General features: G+C 71.2%; 12 protein-coding genes. 7 read left to right on the top strand and 5 right to left on the bottom strand.

Annotation, left to right across the window (positions count from 1 at the left end; genetic code table 11):
* Nucleotides 1–61: 61 nt before the first annotated feature.
* The 4 genes from AC3WSN_RS05530 (at nt 62) to AC3WSN_RS05545 (ending at nt 5,845) form a co-directional block, all read left to right on the top strand.
* A complete protein-coding gene (locus AC3WSN_RS05530; RefSeq protein ID WP_492536679.1) occupies nt 62–2,155 on the top strand; it encodes a 3-hydroxyacyl-CoA dehydrogenase NAD-binding domain-containing protein in 2,094 nt (697 codons plus the stop codon).
* Nucleotides 2,156–2,169: 14 nt separating this feature from the next.
* Nucleotides 2,170–3,354, top strand: coding sequence for an acetyl-CoA C-acyltransferase (locus AC3WSN_RS05535; RefSeq protein WP_492536680.1), 1,185 nt, complete (start codon nt 2,170–2,172; stop codon nt 3,352–3,354).
* Between the two features lie 2 nt (nt 3,355–3,356).
* Nucleotides 3,357–4,553, top strand: coding sequence for an acyl-CoA dehydrogenase family protein (locus AC3WSN_RS05540; protein ID WP_492536681.1), 1,197 nt, complete (start codon nt 3,357–3,359; stop codon nt 4,551–4,553).
* A 137-nt stretch (nt 4,554–4,690) separates the two neighbouring features.
* Nucleotides 4,691–5,845: an acyl-CoA dehydrogenase family protein gene (locus tag AC3WSN_RS05545; protein WP_492536682.1), complete on the top strand. Its 1,155-nt coding sequence runs from the start codon at nt 4,691–4,693 to the stop codon at nt 5,843–5,845.
* Between the two features lie 156 nt (nt 5,846–6,001).
* Here the strand turns inward: AC3WSN_RS05545 and AC3WSN_RS05550 are convergent, their stop codons facing one another.
* The 4 genes from AC3WSN_RS05550 to AC3WSN_RS05565 form a co-directional block, all read right to left on the bottom strand.
* Nucleotides 6,002–6,874, bottom strand: a complete 873-nt coding sequence (locus AC3WSN_RS05550) for a tetratricopeptide repeat protein (protein ID WP_192710012.1) — start codon at nt 6,872–6,874, stop codon at nt 6,002–6,004.
* Nucleotides 6,875–7,206: 332 nt separating this feature from the next.
* Nucleotides 7,207–8,319 (bottom strand): 5-(carboxyamino)imidazole ribonucleotide synthase, encoded by a 1,113-nt coding sequence (locus AC3WSN_RS05555; RefSeq protein ID WP_492536683.1) that lies wholly within the window; start codon nt 8,317–8,319, stop codon nt 7,207–7,209.
* Nucleotides 8,316–8,813, bottom strand: a complete 498-nt coding sequence (purE, locus tag AC3WSN_RS05560) for a 5-(carboxyamino)imidazole ribonucleotide mutase (RefSeq protein ID WP_192710014.1) — start codon at nt 8,811–8,813, stop codon at nt 8,316–8,318. The genes AC3WSN_RS05555 and purE overlap by 4 nt, the downstream gene beginning before the upstream one ends.
* A gap of 78 nt (nt 8,814–8,891) precedes the next feature.
* Nucleotides 8,892–9,110, bottom strand: coding sequence for a YdcH family protein (locus AC3WSN_RS05565; RefSeq protein ID WP_238197202.1), 219 nt, complete (start codon nt 9,108–9,110; stop codon nt 8,892–8,894).
* Nucleotides 9,111–9,283: 173 nt separating this feature from the next.
* On the opposite strand from AC3WSN_RS05565, the gene AC3WSN_RS05570 reads away from it, so the two are divergent.
* Nucleotides 9,284–9,466, top strand: a complete 183-nt coding sequence (locus AC3WSN_RS05570; RefSeq protein WP_192710016.1) for a YdcH family protein — start codon at nt 9,284–9,286, stop codon at nt 9,464–9,466.
* A gap of 201 nt (nt 9,467–9,667) precedes the next feature.
* The gene (locus AC3WSN_RS05575) at nt 9,668–11,593 is read left to right on the top strand and encodes a propionyl-CoA synthetase (RefSeq protein WP_492536684.1); all 1,926 of its coding nucleotides are present in this window, start codon (nt 9,668–9,670) and stop codon (nt 11,591–11,593) included.
* Nucleotides 11,594–11,654: 61 nt separating this feature from the next.
* On the opposite strand, the gene AC3WSN_RS05580 is transcribed toward AC3WSN_RS05575, so the two are convergent.
* Nucleotides 11,655–12,125: a phospholipase A2 family protein gene (locus tag AC3WSN_RS05580; protein WP_492536685.1), complete on the bottom strand. Its 471-nt coding sequence runs from the start codon at nt 12,123–12,125 to the stop codon at nt 11,655–11,657.
* A gap of 187 nt (nt 12,126–12,312) precedes the next feature.
* On the opposite strand from AC3WSN_RS05580, the gene AC3WSN_RS05585 reads away from it, so the two are divergent.
* Nucleotides 12,313–13,431, top strand: a complete 1,119-nt coding sequence (locus tag AC3WSN_RS05585; protein ID WP_192710019.1) for an NADH:flavin oxidoreductase/NADH oxidase — start codon at nt 12,313–12,315, stop codon at nt 13,429–13,431.
* Nucleotides 13,432–13,488: the final 57 nt, after the last annotated feature.

Raw genomic sequence — 13,488 nt, forward strand, 5'->3', positions numbered from 1 at the left:
GCCTTGACGTAACCGGCTCATCTAACCAACATCCTAGTCAATTGCAGACAGTCATTCTGCGATGCAGAACAACACGGAGTCTGGGGTGGTTCGTCAGGAGGTCGATGGTGGCGTGGCGGTGCTCACGCTCGCCAATCCGCCGGTCAACGCGCTCGGCGCAGCGATGCGGGCAGCCCTCGACGGGGCCTTGGCGCAGGCCGTCGCGGACGCGTCGGTCCGGGCAATCGTCTTGGCGGCCGAAGGCAAGGTGTTCGTGGGCGGCGCCGACATCACCGAGTTCGGCAAGCCGCAGCAGCCGCCGAGCCTGCCGGACCTCTTGGACCGCCTCGATGCCAGCCCGAAGCCGGTGGTTGCGGCCATCGGCGGCGCGGCGCTCGGCGGCGGGCTGGAACTGGCCATGGCCTGCCACGGCCGCGTGGCGGCACCGTCCGCCAAGATCGGCCTGCCGGAGATCAAGCTCGGGATCATCCCGGGAGCGGGGGGCACGCAGCGCCTGCCGCGCTTGATCGGGCCCGACGCCGCCTTCCCGATGATGCTCACCGGCGAACCCGTCTCCGCCGAGAAGGCGGCGGCGCTCGGGATCGTCGATGCCGTGGTGCCGGGCGACCTCGTGGCGGTGGCCCGCAGGCGGGCGCTGGAGCTCGCCGATTCCGGCGCTCTGCCGCGGGTGCGCGACCGGTCTGAGAAGCTGACGCCGGCGGCGCGCGAAACCTTCGAGGCGCAGGCCGCCGAGGCGGTGAAGCGCGACCCCGACGCCACCAACGTCCATGCCCTGGTGCGGGCCGTGCGCGCCGGCCTGGAGCAGGATTTCGACGCCGCGGTGGCGGTGGAGCGGGCCGAGTTTCGCGCCCTGGTGGAGGATCCGCGCTCCAAGGCCCTGCGCTACGCCTTCTTCGCCGAGCGCGAGGCCGCCCGGGTGCCCGGCCTGCCGAAGGACACGCCCCGCCGTCCCATCCGCACGGCCGCGGTGATCGGTGCCGGCACGATGGGCGGCGGCATCGCGATGTGCTTCGCCAATGCCGGCATCCCGGTGACGGTGATCGAGACGGAGGCGAGCGCCCTGGCGCGCGGCCTCGACCGGGTGAAGGGCCTCTATGCCGGCTCGGCCAAGCGCGGCTCGATCACCGAGGCCCAGCGCGACGAGCGGATCGGCCGGATCACCGGCGCGCTCGGGCTGGAGAACGCCCGGGAGGCCGACATCGTCATCGAGGCGGCCTTCGAGGATATGGGCGTCAAGCGCGAGATCTTCTCGAAGCTCGATTCCATCGCCAAGCCCGGCGCGATCCTGGCCACTAACACCTCCTACCTCGATGTGAACGCCATCGCGGCGGTCACGAACCGGCCGCAGGACGTGCTCGGCCTGCACTTCTTCAGCCCGGCCAACGTCATGCGCCTCGTCGAAGTGGTCCGCGCCGAGAAGACCGCCCCAGACGTGCTCGCCACCGCCCTCGATCTCGGCAAGCGCCTCAACAAGCTGCCGGTGACGGTGGGGGTCTGCTTCGGCTTCGTGGGCAACCGCATGCTGGAGCGCCGCAGCCGGGCCGGCGAGCGCCTGCTGCTCGAGGGCGCGCTGCCCCACGAGGTCGACGCGGCGGTGACCGGTTTCGGCTTCCGGATGGGGCCCTTCGCCATGGGCGACCTCGCCGGCCTCGATATCGGCTGGCGCTCGCGCAAGGATTTCGGCGGCCGGGCCCCGGTCGCCGATTCGCTCGCCGAGCAGGGCCGGTTCGGCCAGAAGACCGGGCGCGGCTTCTACCTCTACCCGGACGGCGCCCGCACCGGCACGCGCGACCCGGAGGTGGAGGCGCTGATCGCGCGCGTCGCCGCCGAGCACGGCGTCGCCCGCCGCAGCTTCACGCCCGACGAGATCGTCGCCCGGCTGATGTACCCGATGGTCAACGAGGGCGCGCGGATCCTGGAGGAGGGCGTCGCGGCCCGGCCGGGCGACATCGATACGATCTGGATCAACGGCTACAACTGGCCGGCCTGGCGCGGCGGCCCGATGCACTGGGCCGACACGGTCGGGCTGAAGACGATCGCGGAGGCGCTGTCGCGCTTCGCGGCCGAGACCGGCGACGACAGCCAGGAGCCGGCGCCGCTCCTCAAGAAGCTCGCCGACGCGGGCGGCAGCTTCGCCAGCCTGAAGAACGCCTGAGCGGGAGGAAGATCATGACCGACGCGGTGATCGTCGCGACCGCCCGCACCCCCATCGGCAAGGCCCATCGCGGCGCCCTGAACCTCACCCGCGGCGCCGACCTGGCGGCCCACGCGATCCGCGGCGCCCTGGACCGGGCGCGGCTGGAGCCGGAGGCCGTCGAGGAGGTGGTGCTCGGCTGCGGCTATCCGGAGAACGCCACGGGCGGCAACGTCGCCCGTCACGCGGCCCTGGTGGCGGGGATCCCGGTCGAGTCGGCCGGCGTCACCGTCTCGCGCTTCTGCGCCTCGGGCCTGGAGGCGATCGCCAGCGCGGCGCGGCGGATCATCCTCGACGGCGTGCCGGTGGCGGTGGCCGGCGGCGTCGAGTCGATCAGCCTCGTCCAGCCGAAGGTCCAGCGGGAGCTGACCCGCAACGCGTGGCTGGAGGCGCACCTGCCGGCGATCTACATGCCGATGATCGAGACTGCCGATATCGTGGCGGAACGCTACGGCATCTCCCGGGAGGCGCAGGACCAATTCGCCTTGGAGAGCCAGCGCCGCACGGCCGACGCGCAGGCGCGCGGGCTGTTCGATGACGAGATTGTCCCGATGAGCGCCGTCATGGCGGTGACCGACAAGGCAACCGGCGAGACCCGGGAGGTCGAGACCCGGCTCGCCAAGGACGAGGGCAACCGGCCGGACACGAATTTGGAGGGCCTCGCCAAGCTCAAGCCCGTGCGCGGGGAGGGCGCCTTCATCACGGCGGGCAATGCCAGCCAGCTCTCGGACGGGGCCTCGGCCAGCGTGCTGATGTCGGCCGAGGAGGCGGCGCGGCGCGGCCTCACGCCGCTCGGCACCTTCCGGGGCTTCGCCTCGGCGGGCTGCGGACCGGACGAGATGGGCATCGGCCCGGTCTTCGCGGTGCCGCGGCTGCTGGAGCGGCAAGGCCTCAGCGTCGCCGACATCGACCTGTGGGAGCTGAACGAGGCCTTCGCGTCCCAGTCGGTCTACTGCCGCGACAAGCTCGGGATCGACCCTTCGAGGGTCAACGTCAACGGCGGCGCCATCGCGGTCGGCCATCCGTTCGGCATGTCGGGGGCGCGGCTCGTCGGCCACGCCCTGCTGGAGGGCCGCCGCCGCGGCGCGCGCTACGCCGTGGTCACCATGTGCGTCGCCGGCGGCCAGGGCTGCGCCGGCCTGTTCGAGATCGGAGGCTGACGATGGATCTCCGCTTCACATCCGAAGAAATCGCGTTCCGCGACGAGGTCCGAAGCTTCTGCCGGACGGAGATCCCCGCCGAGATTCGCCGCAAGGTCTCGGAGGGGCGCAGCCTCACCAAGGACGATTACGTCACGAGCCAGCGGATCCTCAACGCCAAGGGCTGGGCGGTGCCGCATTGGCCGCAGGAATGGGGCGGCCGGGATTGGACTCCGATCCAGCGCTACATCTACACCGAGGAGCTGTTCCAGGCGGCGGTGCCGCTGCCGCAGCAGTTCAACTGCTACATGTTCGGCCCGGTGCTGGCGACCTTCGGGCGGCTGGACCAGAAAGAACGCTTCCTCCCCCGCGCGGCCAATCTCGACGATTGGTGGTGCCAGGGCTTCTCGGAGCCCGGCGCCGGCTCCGACCTCGCCTCGCTCAAGACCAAGGCTTTGCGCGACGGCGACCACTACGTCGTCGACGGTCAGAAGACCTGGACGACGCTCGGCCAGCACGCCGACTGGATCTTCTGCCTGGTTCGCACCGATTTCGAGGCCAAGAAGCAGCGCGGCATCTCCTTCCTGCTGATCGACATGAAGACGCCCGGCATCACCGTGCGGCCGATCCTGACCCTGGAGGGCCGGCACGAGGTCAACGAGGTCTTTTTCGATTCCGTCCGCGTGCCGGTCGAGAACCTTGTCGGCGAGGAGAACCGGGGTTGGGACTACGCGAAATTCCTGCTCGCCAACGAGCGGACCGGCATCGCCCGGATCGGTCTCACCAAGGAGCGGATCGCCCGGATCAAGCGTCTCGCCCGGGAGATGCCGGCCGGTTCGGGCACCATGTGGGATGATCCCGCCTTCCGGACCCGCGTCGCGGAGGTGGAGATCGAGCTGAAGGCGCTGGAGATCACCCAGATGCGGGTGGCGGCCAAGCAGGGCCGGGCGGATTCGGTGGAGCCCGATCCCGCCTCGTCGCTCCTCAAGATCCGCGGCTCGCAGCTCCAGCAGGCGGCGACCGAGCTGCTGGTGGAACTCGCCGGGCCCTTCGCCCTCGCGGCTCCGGCGCGTGGGGCGGGCGCCAACAACCTGCCGGGCGGCTTCGACTGGGTCGACGCGGCGGCGCCGAGCTACTTCAACAACCGCAAGGTCTCGATCTACGGCGGCTCGAACGAGATCCAGCACAACGTCATCGCCAAGGGCATTCTGGGGTTGTGAGCGATTTCCCCTCCCCCTTGCGGGGAGGGGTCAGGGGTGGGGGTGGCTCAGGATTGAGTGCCACGGTGCCTCCTGCACCACCCCCACCTCCGCCTCCTCCCCGCAAGGGGGAGGAGAGGGGCCAGGGGAACACCACCATGGATTTCGACCTGAACGAGGACCAGTCGCTCCTGCGCGACTCGGTCGAGCGGCTCGCCGCCGACCTCTACCCGTCGCTGGAGAGCCGCCAGGCGCGGCTGAAGGCGCCGCTGGGCTTCCCCGCGGAGGGCTGGGCGGCTTTTTCCGAACTCGGCGTCACCGGACTGCCGTTCTCGGAAGAGGAAGGCGGGTTCGGCGGCGGCCCGGTCGAGACTCTGCTGGTCATGGAAGCGGTCGGCCGCAACCTCGTGGTCGAGCCGCTGCTGGCAAGCCTCGTCCTCGGCTCGACTGCCCTGCGGCTCGGCGGCAGCGCGGCGCAGAAGGAACGCCTCGTCCCGGACCTCGTCGCCGGCGGCCTGCGCCTGACCCTCGCCCACACCGAGCGCCAGTCCCGCTACGACCTCGCCGACGTGGCCACCACGGCCCGTCGCAGCGGCGACGGCTTCGTGCTGAGCGGCGCCAAGAGCGTCGTACCCAACGCCGACGCGGCCGGCCTGATGGTGGTCTCCGCCCGGGTCTCGGGTGAGCGGCGCGATCCGCACGGGATCGGCCTGTTCCTGGTCCCGACCGACGCCGCGGGCGTCGCCATCGAAGCGTATCCGACCCAGGATGGCGGCCGGGCCGCGGAAGTGTCCTTCTCGGAGGTGCAGATCCCCGCCGACTCAGCCCTGGGCGATCCCGAAGGCGGCCTGCCGCTCCTCGAGCGGGTGGTGGAGCACGGGATCGCGGCGCTCGCCGCCGAGGCGGTCGGCTCCATGGACGCGCTCCACAAGCTCACGGTCGAGTACCTCAAGACCCGCAAGCAGTTCGGCGTCAGCGTCGGCTCCTTCCAGGCCCTGCAGCATCGGGCCGTGGACATGCTGATTCAGCTGGAGCAGGCCCGCTCGATGGCGCTCTACGCCGCCATGATGGTGGATACGCCGGATGCCAAAGCGCGGGCCGCGGCCCTGTCGGCCGTGAAGGTGCAGATCAACAAGGCCTGCCGCTATGTCGGCCAGGAGGCAGTCCAGCTCCACGGCGGCATCGGCATGACTCTGGAGTATATCGGCGCCCACCATTTCAAGCGGCTCGCCATGATCGAGTACCAGCTCGGCGACACCGCCCACCACCTGCGCCAGATCACGCAGAACGAGAACGGGCTGCTGGCGGCCTGAGGGATGTGCATCCGACCGTCCCCTCATGCTGGGGTGCCGGAGCGCAGCGGAGGCCTCGTAGGAGGCCTCCAGCCGGCCGCGCAATCCCCGAAGCCCTCCTTCGTTGCCCGCTGACGCGGGCACCTCAGGATGAGGGCGTGGTTGGGGTAGCCGCGATCAGTTGAACAGCGAGCCGACCCCGCCCTGCACCCGGCCGAGGCCGGCGCGGGCGACGGAATTGTTCGGGTCGATCGTCGAGGCGCGCTGGTAGTTCTCCATCGCCTCCTTGCGCTGGCCCGACTTCTCGTAGGCCAGGCCGCGATAGGCCCAGGAGGTGGCGTCCTTGTTGTTGACGTTGAGCGCCGCGTTGTAGTCCTCGATCGCCTTCGGGTACTGGTTCGTGGCGATCAGGCTCTGGCCGCGGGCGGCGTAAGGCGCCGACTTGAAGGGGTCGCGGTCGATGGCGGCGTCGAAATCGGCGATCGCCTGGGTGTCCTGACCCTGCTTCTGCCGCACGAGGCCGCGGGCATGATAGGCCTCGGCCGATTCGGGCATCAGCCGGATCGCGACGTTGAGGTCATTGAGCGCCTGATCGAGGTTGCCCTGAGCACGCTCGACATTAGCCCGGCCGATATAGGCGGGGCCGTAATTCGGATCGATGCCGATCGCCTTGGTGAAATCCTGCAGCGCCGGGCCGTCGCGTCCGATCTGGCGGCTGGCGAGCGCCCGGTTGTTGTAAGCCGAGGCCGAGTTCGGATCGATCTGGATCGCCTTGGTGAAGTCCGCGATGGCATCGCTGAACTGGCCGGCACGGGCGTAGGCGGCACCGCGGGTGTTGTAGGCCGCCGCATCGTTCGGGTTGCGCTGCACGACCTCGGTCAGCGAGGCGATGTTCACGTTCGTGGCACCCGTCGTGTCGGTCTCCAGCACGGCGTATTGCCGCGGGCCGGCCGCGCTCCCGACGGTCTCGCAGCCCGCAAGGCCCGCGGCCGAGATTATGGCCGCGCCGATCAGTGCCGTCGTCCGAACCAGCCCGTTGCGTACGATCATCGCCCCACTCTCCCCGAGGCGCGGCCCGCATCCCGCGTACCCGCCTCGCCCCTCACGTCCAAGCGCCCGCGCCGCGCGCCGGGCACACCCGATCCGGGGCACCGTCGCGCATCACGGTGAAGGCCGGCTTAAGAAAGCGCCGCCTCGTCACCCGGCCCGTCACCCGTCCCAACAGGATAAAGGCGGCACGGGTGAATCGATCGACAGCATTCGGCACCGACCACGACTTGGTGGAAGCGGCGGGATGTGGCGAAGGTATGGCTCGACGCTGCCCCGGCGCCGCGTCGGGGCCTCCGCGCGGCACGCGGCGGCGCGGGTGTGCCCCCGAAGCCTCAGGCTTCGGCCGGGTCGGATCCGAGACGGGTGACGTGCCCCATCTTCCGGCCCGGGCGCGCCTCGCCCTTGCCGTAGAGGTGCAGATGCGCCCCGGGCTCGGCCAACAGCGCGTGCCAGTCGTCGGCCTGGGCGCCGATGAGGTTGCGCATCTCCACCGGCAGACCGCCCACCCGGGCGGCATCGCCCAGCGGCCAGCCGCAGACGGCGCGGACATGCTGGGCGAATTGCGAGGTCCGCGCCCCCTCGATGGTCCAGTGCCCGGAATTGTGGACCCGCGGCGCGATCTCGTTGACCACGAGGCGCTCGGCACCGTCCTCCCGCACCAGGAACATCTCCACGGCGAGCACGCCGACATAGTCCAGCGCGTCGGCGATGCGCCTGCCGATGTCGAGGGCCGCGCGACGGGTCTCGGGCGACACGCCGGGAGCCGGGACCCGGGTCAGCGCGAGGATGTGATCGCGATGCTCGTTCTCGCACAGGTCGAAGGCCGCGAAGCTGCCGTCGCGGGCGCGGGCGCCGACCACCGAGACCTCGCGCTCGAACGGCACGAACCCTTCCAGGATCAGCGGCGCGCCGCCGAACTCGGCGAACAGGGCGTTGCGGTCGCCTTCGGCCCGCTCGCGCAGCATGCGCTGCCCCTTGCCGTCGTAGCCGAAGCGGCGGGTCTTGAGCACCGCCGGCAGGCCGATCACCTCGATCGCGCGGTCGAGGTCGTCGGGCGTGTCGACCGCCCGGAACGGCGCCGTCGGGATGCCGAGACCGTTGATGAATTCCTTCTCGGACAGGCGGTCCTGCGTGGTCGAGAGCGCCCGCGCGTTCGGATGCAGGGCGGCGTGCCGGGCCAGGATGTCGGCGGTGGCGTGCGGGATGTTCTCGAACTCGTAGGTGACGACGTCGACGCTGCGCGCGAAAGCGGCCAGCGCCTCGGCATCGTCGTAGGCCGCGCAGGTGGTGCGGGCGGCCACATCGAAGGCGGGGCTGTCCTGGTCGGGGGCGTAGATGTGGACCTTGAGGCCGTAATTGGCCGCGGCCAGCGCGATCATGCGCCCGAGCTGGCCTCCGCCGACGATGCCGAGGGTGGAGCCGGGGCCGAGGGTCTTGTCCGTCACGCGTTCTCTTCCGTCACCGGCCGCTCGGCCACCGAGGCGGTCTGGGCCGCGCGCCACGTGTCGAGTCGCTCCGCCAGCTGCGGGTCGGAGAGCGCCAGGACGGACGCGGCGAGCAGGGCCGCGTTGATGGCCCCGGCCCGCCCGATCGCCAGGGTCCCCACCGGGATGCCGGCGGGCATCTGGACGATGGAGAGCAGGCTGTCCTGGCCGGACAAGGCCTTGGATTCCACCGGCACGCCGAAGACCGGGAGCCGGGTCATCGCCGCCGCCATGCCGGGCAGGTGCGCGGCGCCGCCAGCGCCGGCGATCACGACCTTGAAACCGGCCGCGACCGCGCCCTTGGCGAAGGCCACGAGGCGGTCGGGCGTGCGGTGGGCCGACACGATCCGCGCGTCGTAGGGCACGCCGAGCGCGTCGAGCGTCTCGGCGGCATGCCGCATGGTCGCCCAGTCGGACTGGCTGCCCATGATGATCGCGACCGGAGGCGACACCATCGTTGATCCCGGCAAAAGAGGGCGCTTACAGGCGGCGCAGGCCCGCGGCAAGGCGGGGCGCGGCGGCGTCCACCGGCATCAGGCGATGATGTCCGGCGTCAGCGCGTCCTCGATGTGGAAGATGCGGTCGCGCAGCGTGAGCTTGCGCTTCTTCAGCCGCTGGATCTGGAGCTGGTCCCCGGCGACGCTGAGCTCCAGCGCCTCGATGGCGCTGTCGAGGTCCCGGTGCTCCTCGCGCAGCCGGGCCAGCTCGCCCAGGAGATCCGACTGCGCACTCTCACCCGACTCTTCCGCCATTGTCACCCGCGGACCCGAAGTTCGTTCATGGCTCGGGAGCATGCGTCACGCCCGGGCGCCGGACAAGACGGCGCGGTAAGCATTCGTGAGACTTAGCAGCAGAAAACGCTTCGACAGGTCCGGCATCCTGTGCCAATCTCGACGTGTCGAAACGATGACAGGAGATTCGGCTCATGTCGCTGCAGACGCATCTGAACCAACTCGCCCGGAAGCACGAAGCCCTCGAGCGCGAGATTCAGGAAGCGACCCACAGGCCTTCGGCGAACGACCTCCACATCGCCGAGCTGAAGCGACGGAAACTCCTTCTCAAGGACGAGATCAACAGGCTCCAGGCGGGCAACGACACGTTGCACTGAGGCCTGGCACTGAGGCCTGACACCTCACCCGCGATAGCACACCCCGTATGACAGAAGCCGCCGCATCGGACCTCCCGGTGCGGCGGCTTTCTTGTGGCGCGCACGCCGCCGCGCGGGGGCGAGGCTCTATCTCCCCGCGCGCGAGAATGGGCTACTCTGTGCCGGCCGCCGGAGAGCGGCCCGCGAGGAAACGCCGAAGCGATGACCAACGCCAGCCTGCCGGGCCGCTACCCGGAGATCTACGAATCGGCCCGCCGCGATCCGGAGGCGTTCTGGCTCGGCGCGGCCCGGGCGCTCGACTGGGTGCGCGCGCCGGAGCGGGCCTTCGCACCGGATTCGGGCCCTTACGGCCGCTGGTTCCCGGACGGCACGCTGAACGCCTGCCATAACGCGGTCGACCGTCACGCCGAGGGGGCACGGGCGGAGCAGGTGGCGATCCGCTACGATTCTCCCGTCACCGGCACCAAGCGCAGCATCACGTACCGGGCGCTGCGCGACGAGGTGGCGGTGCTGGCCGCCGTGCTGGCCGGGCTCGGCGTCGGGCGGGGGGACCGGGTGATCCTCTACATGCCGATGGTGCCCGAGGCGCTGTTCGGCATGCTGGCCTGCGCCCGGCTCGGCGCGGTCCATTCGGTGGTGTTCGGCGGCTTCGCCGCCAACGAGCTGGCGGTGCGGATCGAGGATGCGGCGCCGAAGGTGGTGCTCGCCGCCTCCTGCGGCATCGAGCCGAACCGGGTGGTCGCCTACAAGCCCCTCCTCGACGCGGCGATCGCGGCCTCGCGCCACAAGCCGGAGGCCTGCCTGATCCTCCAGAGGCCGCAATGCGCGGCCGCCCTGACGCCGGAGCGCGACCGCGACTGGGCCGAGACCGTCGCGGCCGCCCGAGACGCGGGGCAGAGGGCGGCCTGCGTGCCGGTCGCCGCCACCGACCCGCTCTACATCCTCTACACCTCCGGCACGACGGGGAAGCCGAAAGGCGTCGTCCGCGACACCGGCGGCTACCTCGTCGCCCTCGCCTGGTCGATGCCGAATCTCTACGGCGTCCAGCCCGGCGAGACCTATTTCTGCGCCTCCGACATCGGCTGGGTGGTGGGCCATTCCTACATCGTCTACGCGCCGCTGCTGCACGGCTGCACGACGGTGCTCTACGAGGGCAAGCCGGTGGGCACGCCCGATGCCGGCGCCTTCTGGCGGGTCGCCGCCGAGTACGGCGTGACCTGCCTGTTCACGGCGCCGACGGCGCTCCGCGCCATCAAGAAGGAGGATTCCGCGGGCGCCCGGATCGGCGCCTACGACCTCTCGGCGTTCCGCAGCCTGTTCCTGGCCGGCGAGCGCGCCGATCCCGACTCGGTCGCCTGGGCCGAGCGGGTGCTGAACCGGCCGGTCATCGACCATTGGTGGCAGACCGAGACCGGATGGCCGATCGCCGGCAACCCGCTGGGGCTCGGCCTCCTGCCGGTGAAGCACGGCAGCACCTGCGTGCCGATGCCGGGCTACCGGGTCGAGGTGCTGGACGAGGGCGGCAAGCCCGTCCCGGCCGGCACGATGGGCACGATCGCGATCCGCCTGCCGCTGCCCCCGGGCTGCCTGCCGACCCTGTGGGGCTCGGACGCGCGGATGCGGTCGAGCTACCTCGCCACCTATCCGGGCTATTACGACACCTCGGATGCCGGCGTGATCGACGCGGACGGCTACATCACGGTCCTGGGCCGGACCGACGACATCATCAACGTCGCGGGCCACCGCCTGTCCACGGGCGGCATGGAGGCGGTTCTGGCCGGCCATCCCGACGTGGCGGAATGCGCGGTCATCGGCATCCGCGACGCGCTGAAGGGCGAGGTGCCCTGCGGCTTCGTGGTGCTCAAGGCCGGCGTCGCGCGGCCGACCGAGGCGATCGAGCGGGAACTCGTCGCCAAGGTGCGCGACGAGATCGGCCCGGTGGCGGCCTTCAAGATGGCGCTGACCGTACCGCGGCTGCCCAAGACCCGCTCGGGCAAGATCCTGCGGGCCACCATGAAGCGGATCGCCGACGACGAGCCCTGGACGATGCCGGCGACGATCGACGACGCAGCGGCCCTCGACGAGATCGGCGAGAGCCTGAAGGGCAAGGGCATCGGCGCCGTCTGAGCGTCCGCACGCGACGGGCAGGACGGCGCGGCGAGTCTGGCCGCGCCGTCATCAGGCCGCGTCAGTCAGCGTCCGGCGCGTCGTCGTCCTCGTCCAGCGCCCCGGGGGCCGATCTTTCCGGGGCCGGCGCGAAGGCGTCCGGCGCCGGACTGGTCGTGACCGAGGCCGGCATGCTCCGCGGGGCCGGCTCGGACGGGATCAGGGTCGCGGTGGCCGCGACGAGGCCGGCCATCGAGCGCAGTTCCTGGGGCTGGCGCGGATCGCGGGAGATCAGGGTGGCCTCCCGCTGGAGGCGGAGGTTGCAGGCCTGCGTGGGCAGGCCTCCTTCGGGCGTGCAGGCGTCGTGGCGGGCGCAGGCCGCGTCGAGGGCGTCGATCGGCGGCAGCGGGGCATTGTTGCCCGGCCCGCAGTAATTGCCGTGGATCAGCATCTTCGGTCCGCCGAAGGCGGCGGGCTGGGCCTGCGCCGCGCCCGCGAGGGCGGCACAGCCGGCGGCGAGGGCGAGCGGGATGGCGAGTCTGGTAAGCATCATCTGGACCTCGGGCGATCTCGCCCCCTCAGGCGGTTCGCGTCGATTGCCGCGATGCGGCGACAGGGCGAAAAACGGCCGTCCGTCTCCGCAGGTTCCCGCAATCCCAGGTCGCAGGGGTGCTCTGCCGCACCGCACTGGCCGTCGTGCCCATCCTGCGCCAGAGTGGATCGACCACCGGGAGTTGCTGATGACCGCTCGCCTGTTCGAACCGCTGACGCTCGATGCCCTTACCCTCGAGAACCGCATCCTGATCGCCCCGATGTGCCAGTACTCGGCCCGGGATGGCGAGGCCACCGATTGGCACATGATGCATCTGGGAGGGCTCGCCATGTCGGGCGCCGGCCTGCTCACCCTGGAGGCGACCGCGGTCTCGCCCGAGGCGCGGATCACCGCCTGGGATCTCGGCCTCTACAACGACGGCTGCGAGCGGGCGCTGGCCCGCGTGCTCGACGCCGTGCGCGAATACGCGCCGATCCCGGTCTGCATCCAGATCGCCCATGCCGGCCGCAAGGCGTCCAGCGAGGCTCCCTGGGCCGGCGGCCAGCAGATCCCGCCGGAGCACGCCTACGGCTGGCGCACGGAGGCGCCCTCGGCTCTGGCGCACGGGGAGGGCGAGGTCCCGCCCCACGCCCTCGACGCCGCCGACCTGAAGCGCGTCCGCGACCAGTTCGTGGCCACCGCCAAGCGTGCCGTGCGTCTCGGCATCGAGGCGGTGGAGCTGCACGGCGCCCACGGCTACCTGCTGCACCAGTTCCTGTCGCCGATCGCCAACAAGCGGACGGACGAATATGGCGGCAGCCTCGCGAACCGGATGCGCTTCCCGCTGGAGGTCTACGACGCGGTGCGCGCCGTCGTCCCGGCGGGCAGCCCGGTCTGGCTGCGCGTCTCGGCCACCGACTGGGTCGAGGACGGCTGGGATCTCGACGAGACCGTCGAACTGGCCCAGGCCCTGAAGCGGGCGGGCTCGCCCGCGCTCCACGTCTCCACGGGCGGCGTCTCGCCCAAGCAGGCGATCAAGCTCGGGCCGGGCTACCAGGTGCCCTACGCGGAGCGGATCAAGGCCGAGACCGGACTCACCACCATCGCGGTGGGGCTGATCACGGAGGCCAGCCAAGCGGAGGCGATCCTGCAGGAGGGCAAGGCGGACGCGATCTCGCTCGCCCGGGCCATGCTGTACGATCCGCGCTGGCCCTGGCACGCAGCCGCCGAGCTCGGCGCGCGCGTGCGGGCCCCCAAGCAGTACTGGCGCTCGCAGCCGCGGGAGTACAAGGACCTGTTCAAGGACACGGCCTTCGGGCAGCGCTGAACGCGGGCGCCGCGCACGACGTCCGGGCAGCGGCGGAAAGCCCGTCCTCGGCCGACG

The organism is Methylobacterium sp. FW102-HT35C08 (genome assembly GCF_058790235.1).

Coding starts and splice junctions, on each gene's coding strand:
- AC3WSN_RS05570 (WP_192710016.1), top strand. CDS start 9,284: ATGTCGCTGCAGACGCATCTGAACCAACTCGCCCGGAAGCACGAAGCC.
- AC3WSN_RS05585 (WP_192710019.1), top strand. CDS start 12,313: ATGACCGCTCGCCTGTTCGAACCGCTGACGCTCGATGCCCTTACCCTC.
- AC3WSN_RS05575 (WP_492536684.1), top strand. CDS start 9,668: ATGACCAACGCCAGCCTGCCGGGCCGCTACCCGGAGATCTACGAATCG.
- AC3WSN_RS05545 (WP_492536682.1), top strand. CDS start 4,691: ATGGATTTCGACCTGAACGAGGACCAGTCGCTCCTGCGCGACTCGGTC.
- AC3WSN_RS05530 (WP_492536679.1), top strand. CDS start 62: ATGCAGAACAACACGGAGTCTGGGGTGGTTCGTCAGGAGGTCGATGGT.
- AC3WSN_RS05540 (WP_492536681.1), top strand. CDS start 3,357: ATGGATCTCCGCTTCACATCCGAAGAAATCGCGTTCCGCGACGAGGTC.
- AC3WSN_RS05580 (WP_492536685.1), bottom strand. CDS start 12,125: ATGATGCTTACCAGACTCGCCATCCCGCTCGCCCTCGCCGCCGGCTGT.
- AC3WSN_RS05535 (WP_492536680.1), top strand. CDS start 2,170: ATGACCGACGCGGTGATCGTCGCGACCGCCCGCACCCCCATCGGCAAG.
- AC3WSN_RS05565 (WP_238197202.1), bottom strand. CDS start 9,110: ATGGCGGAAGAGTCGGGTGAGAGTGCGCAGTCGGATCTCCTGGGCGAG.
- purE (WP_192710014.1), bottom strand. CDS start 8,813: ATGGTGTCGCCTCCGGTCGCGATCATCATGGGCAGCCAGTCCGACTGG.
- AC3WSN_RS05550 (WP_192710012.1), bottom strand. CDS start 6,874: ATGATCGTACGCAACGGGCTGGTTCGGACGACGGCACTGATCGGCGCG.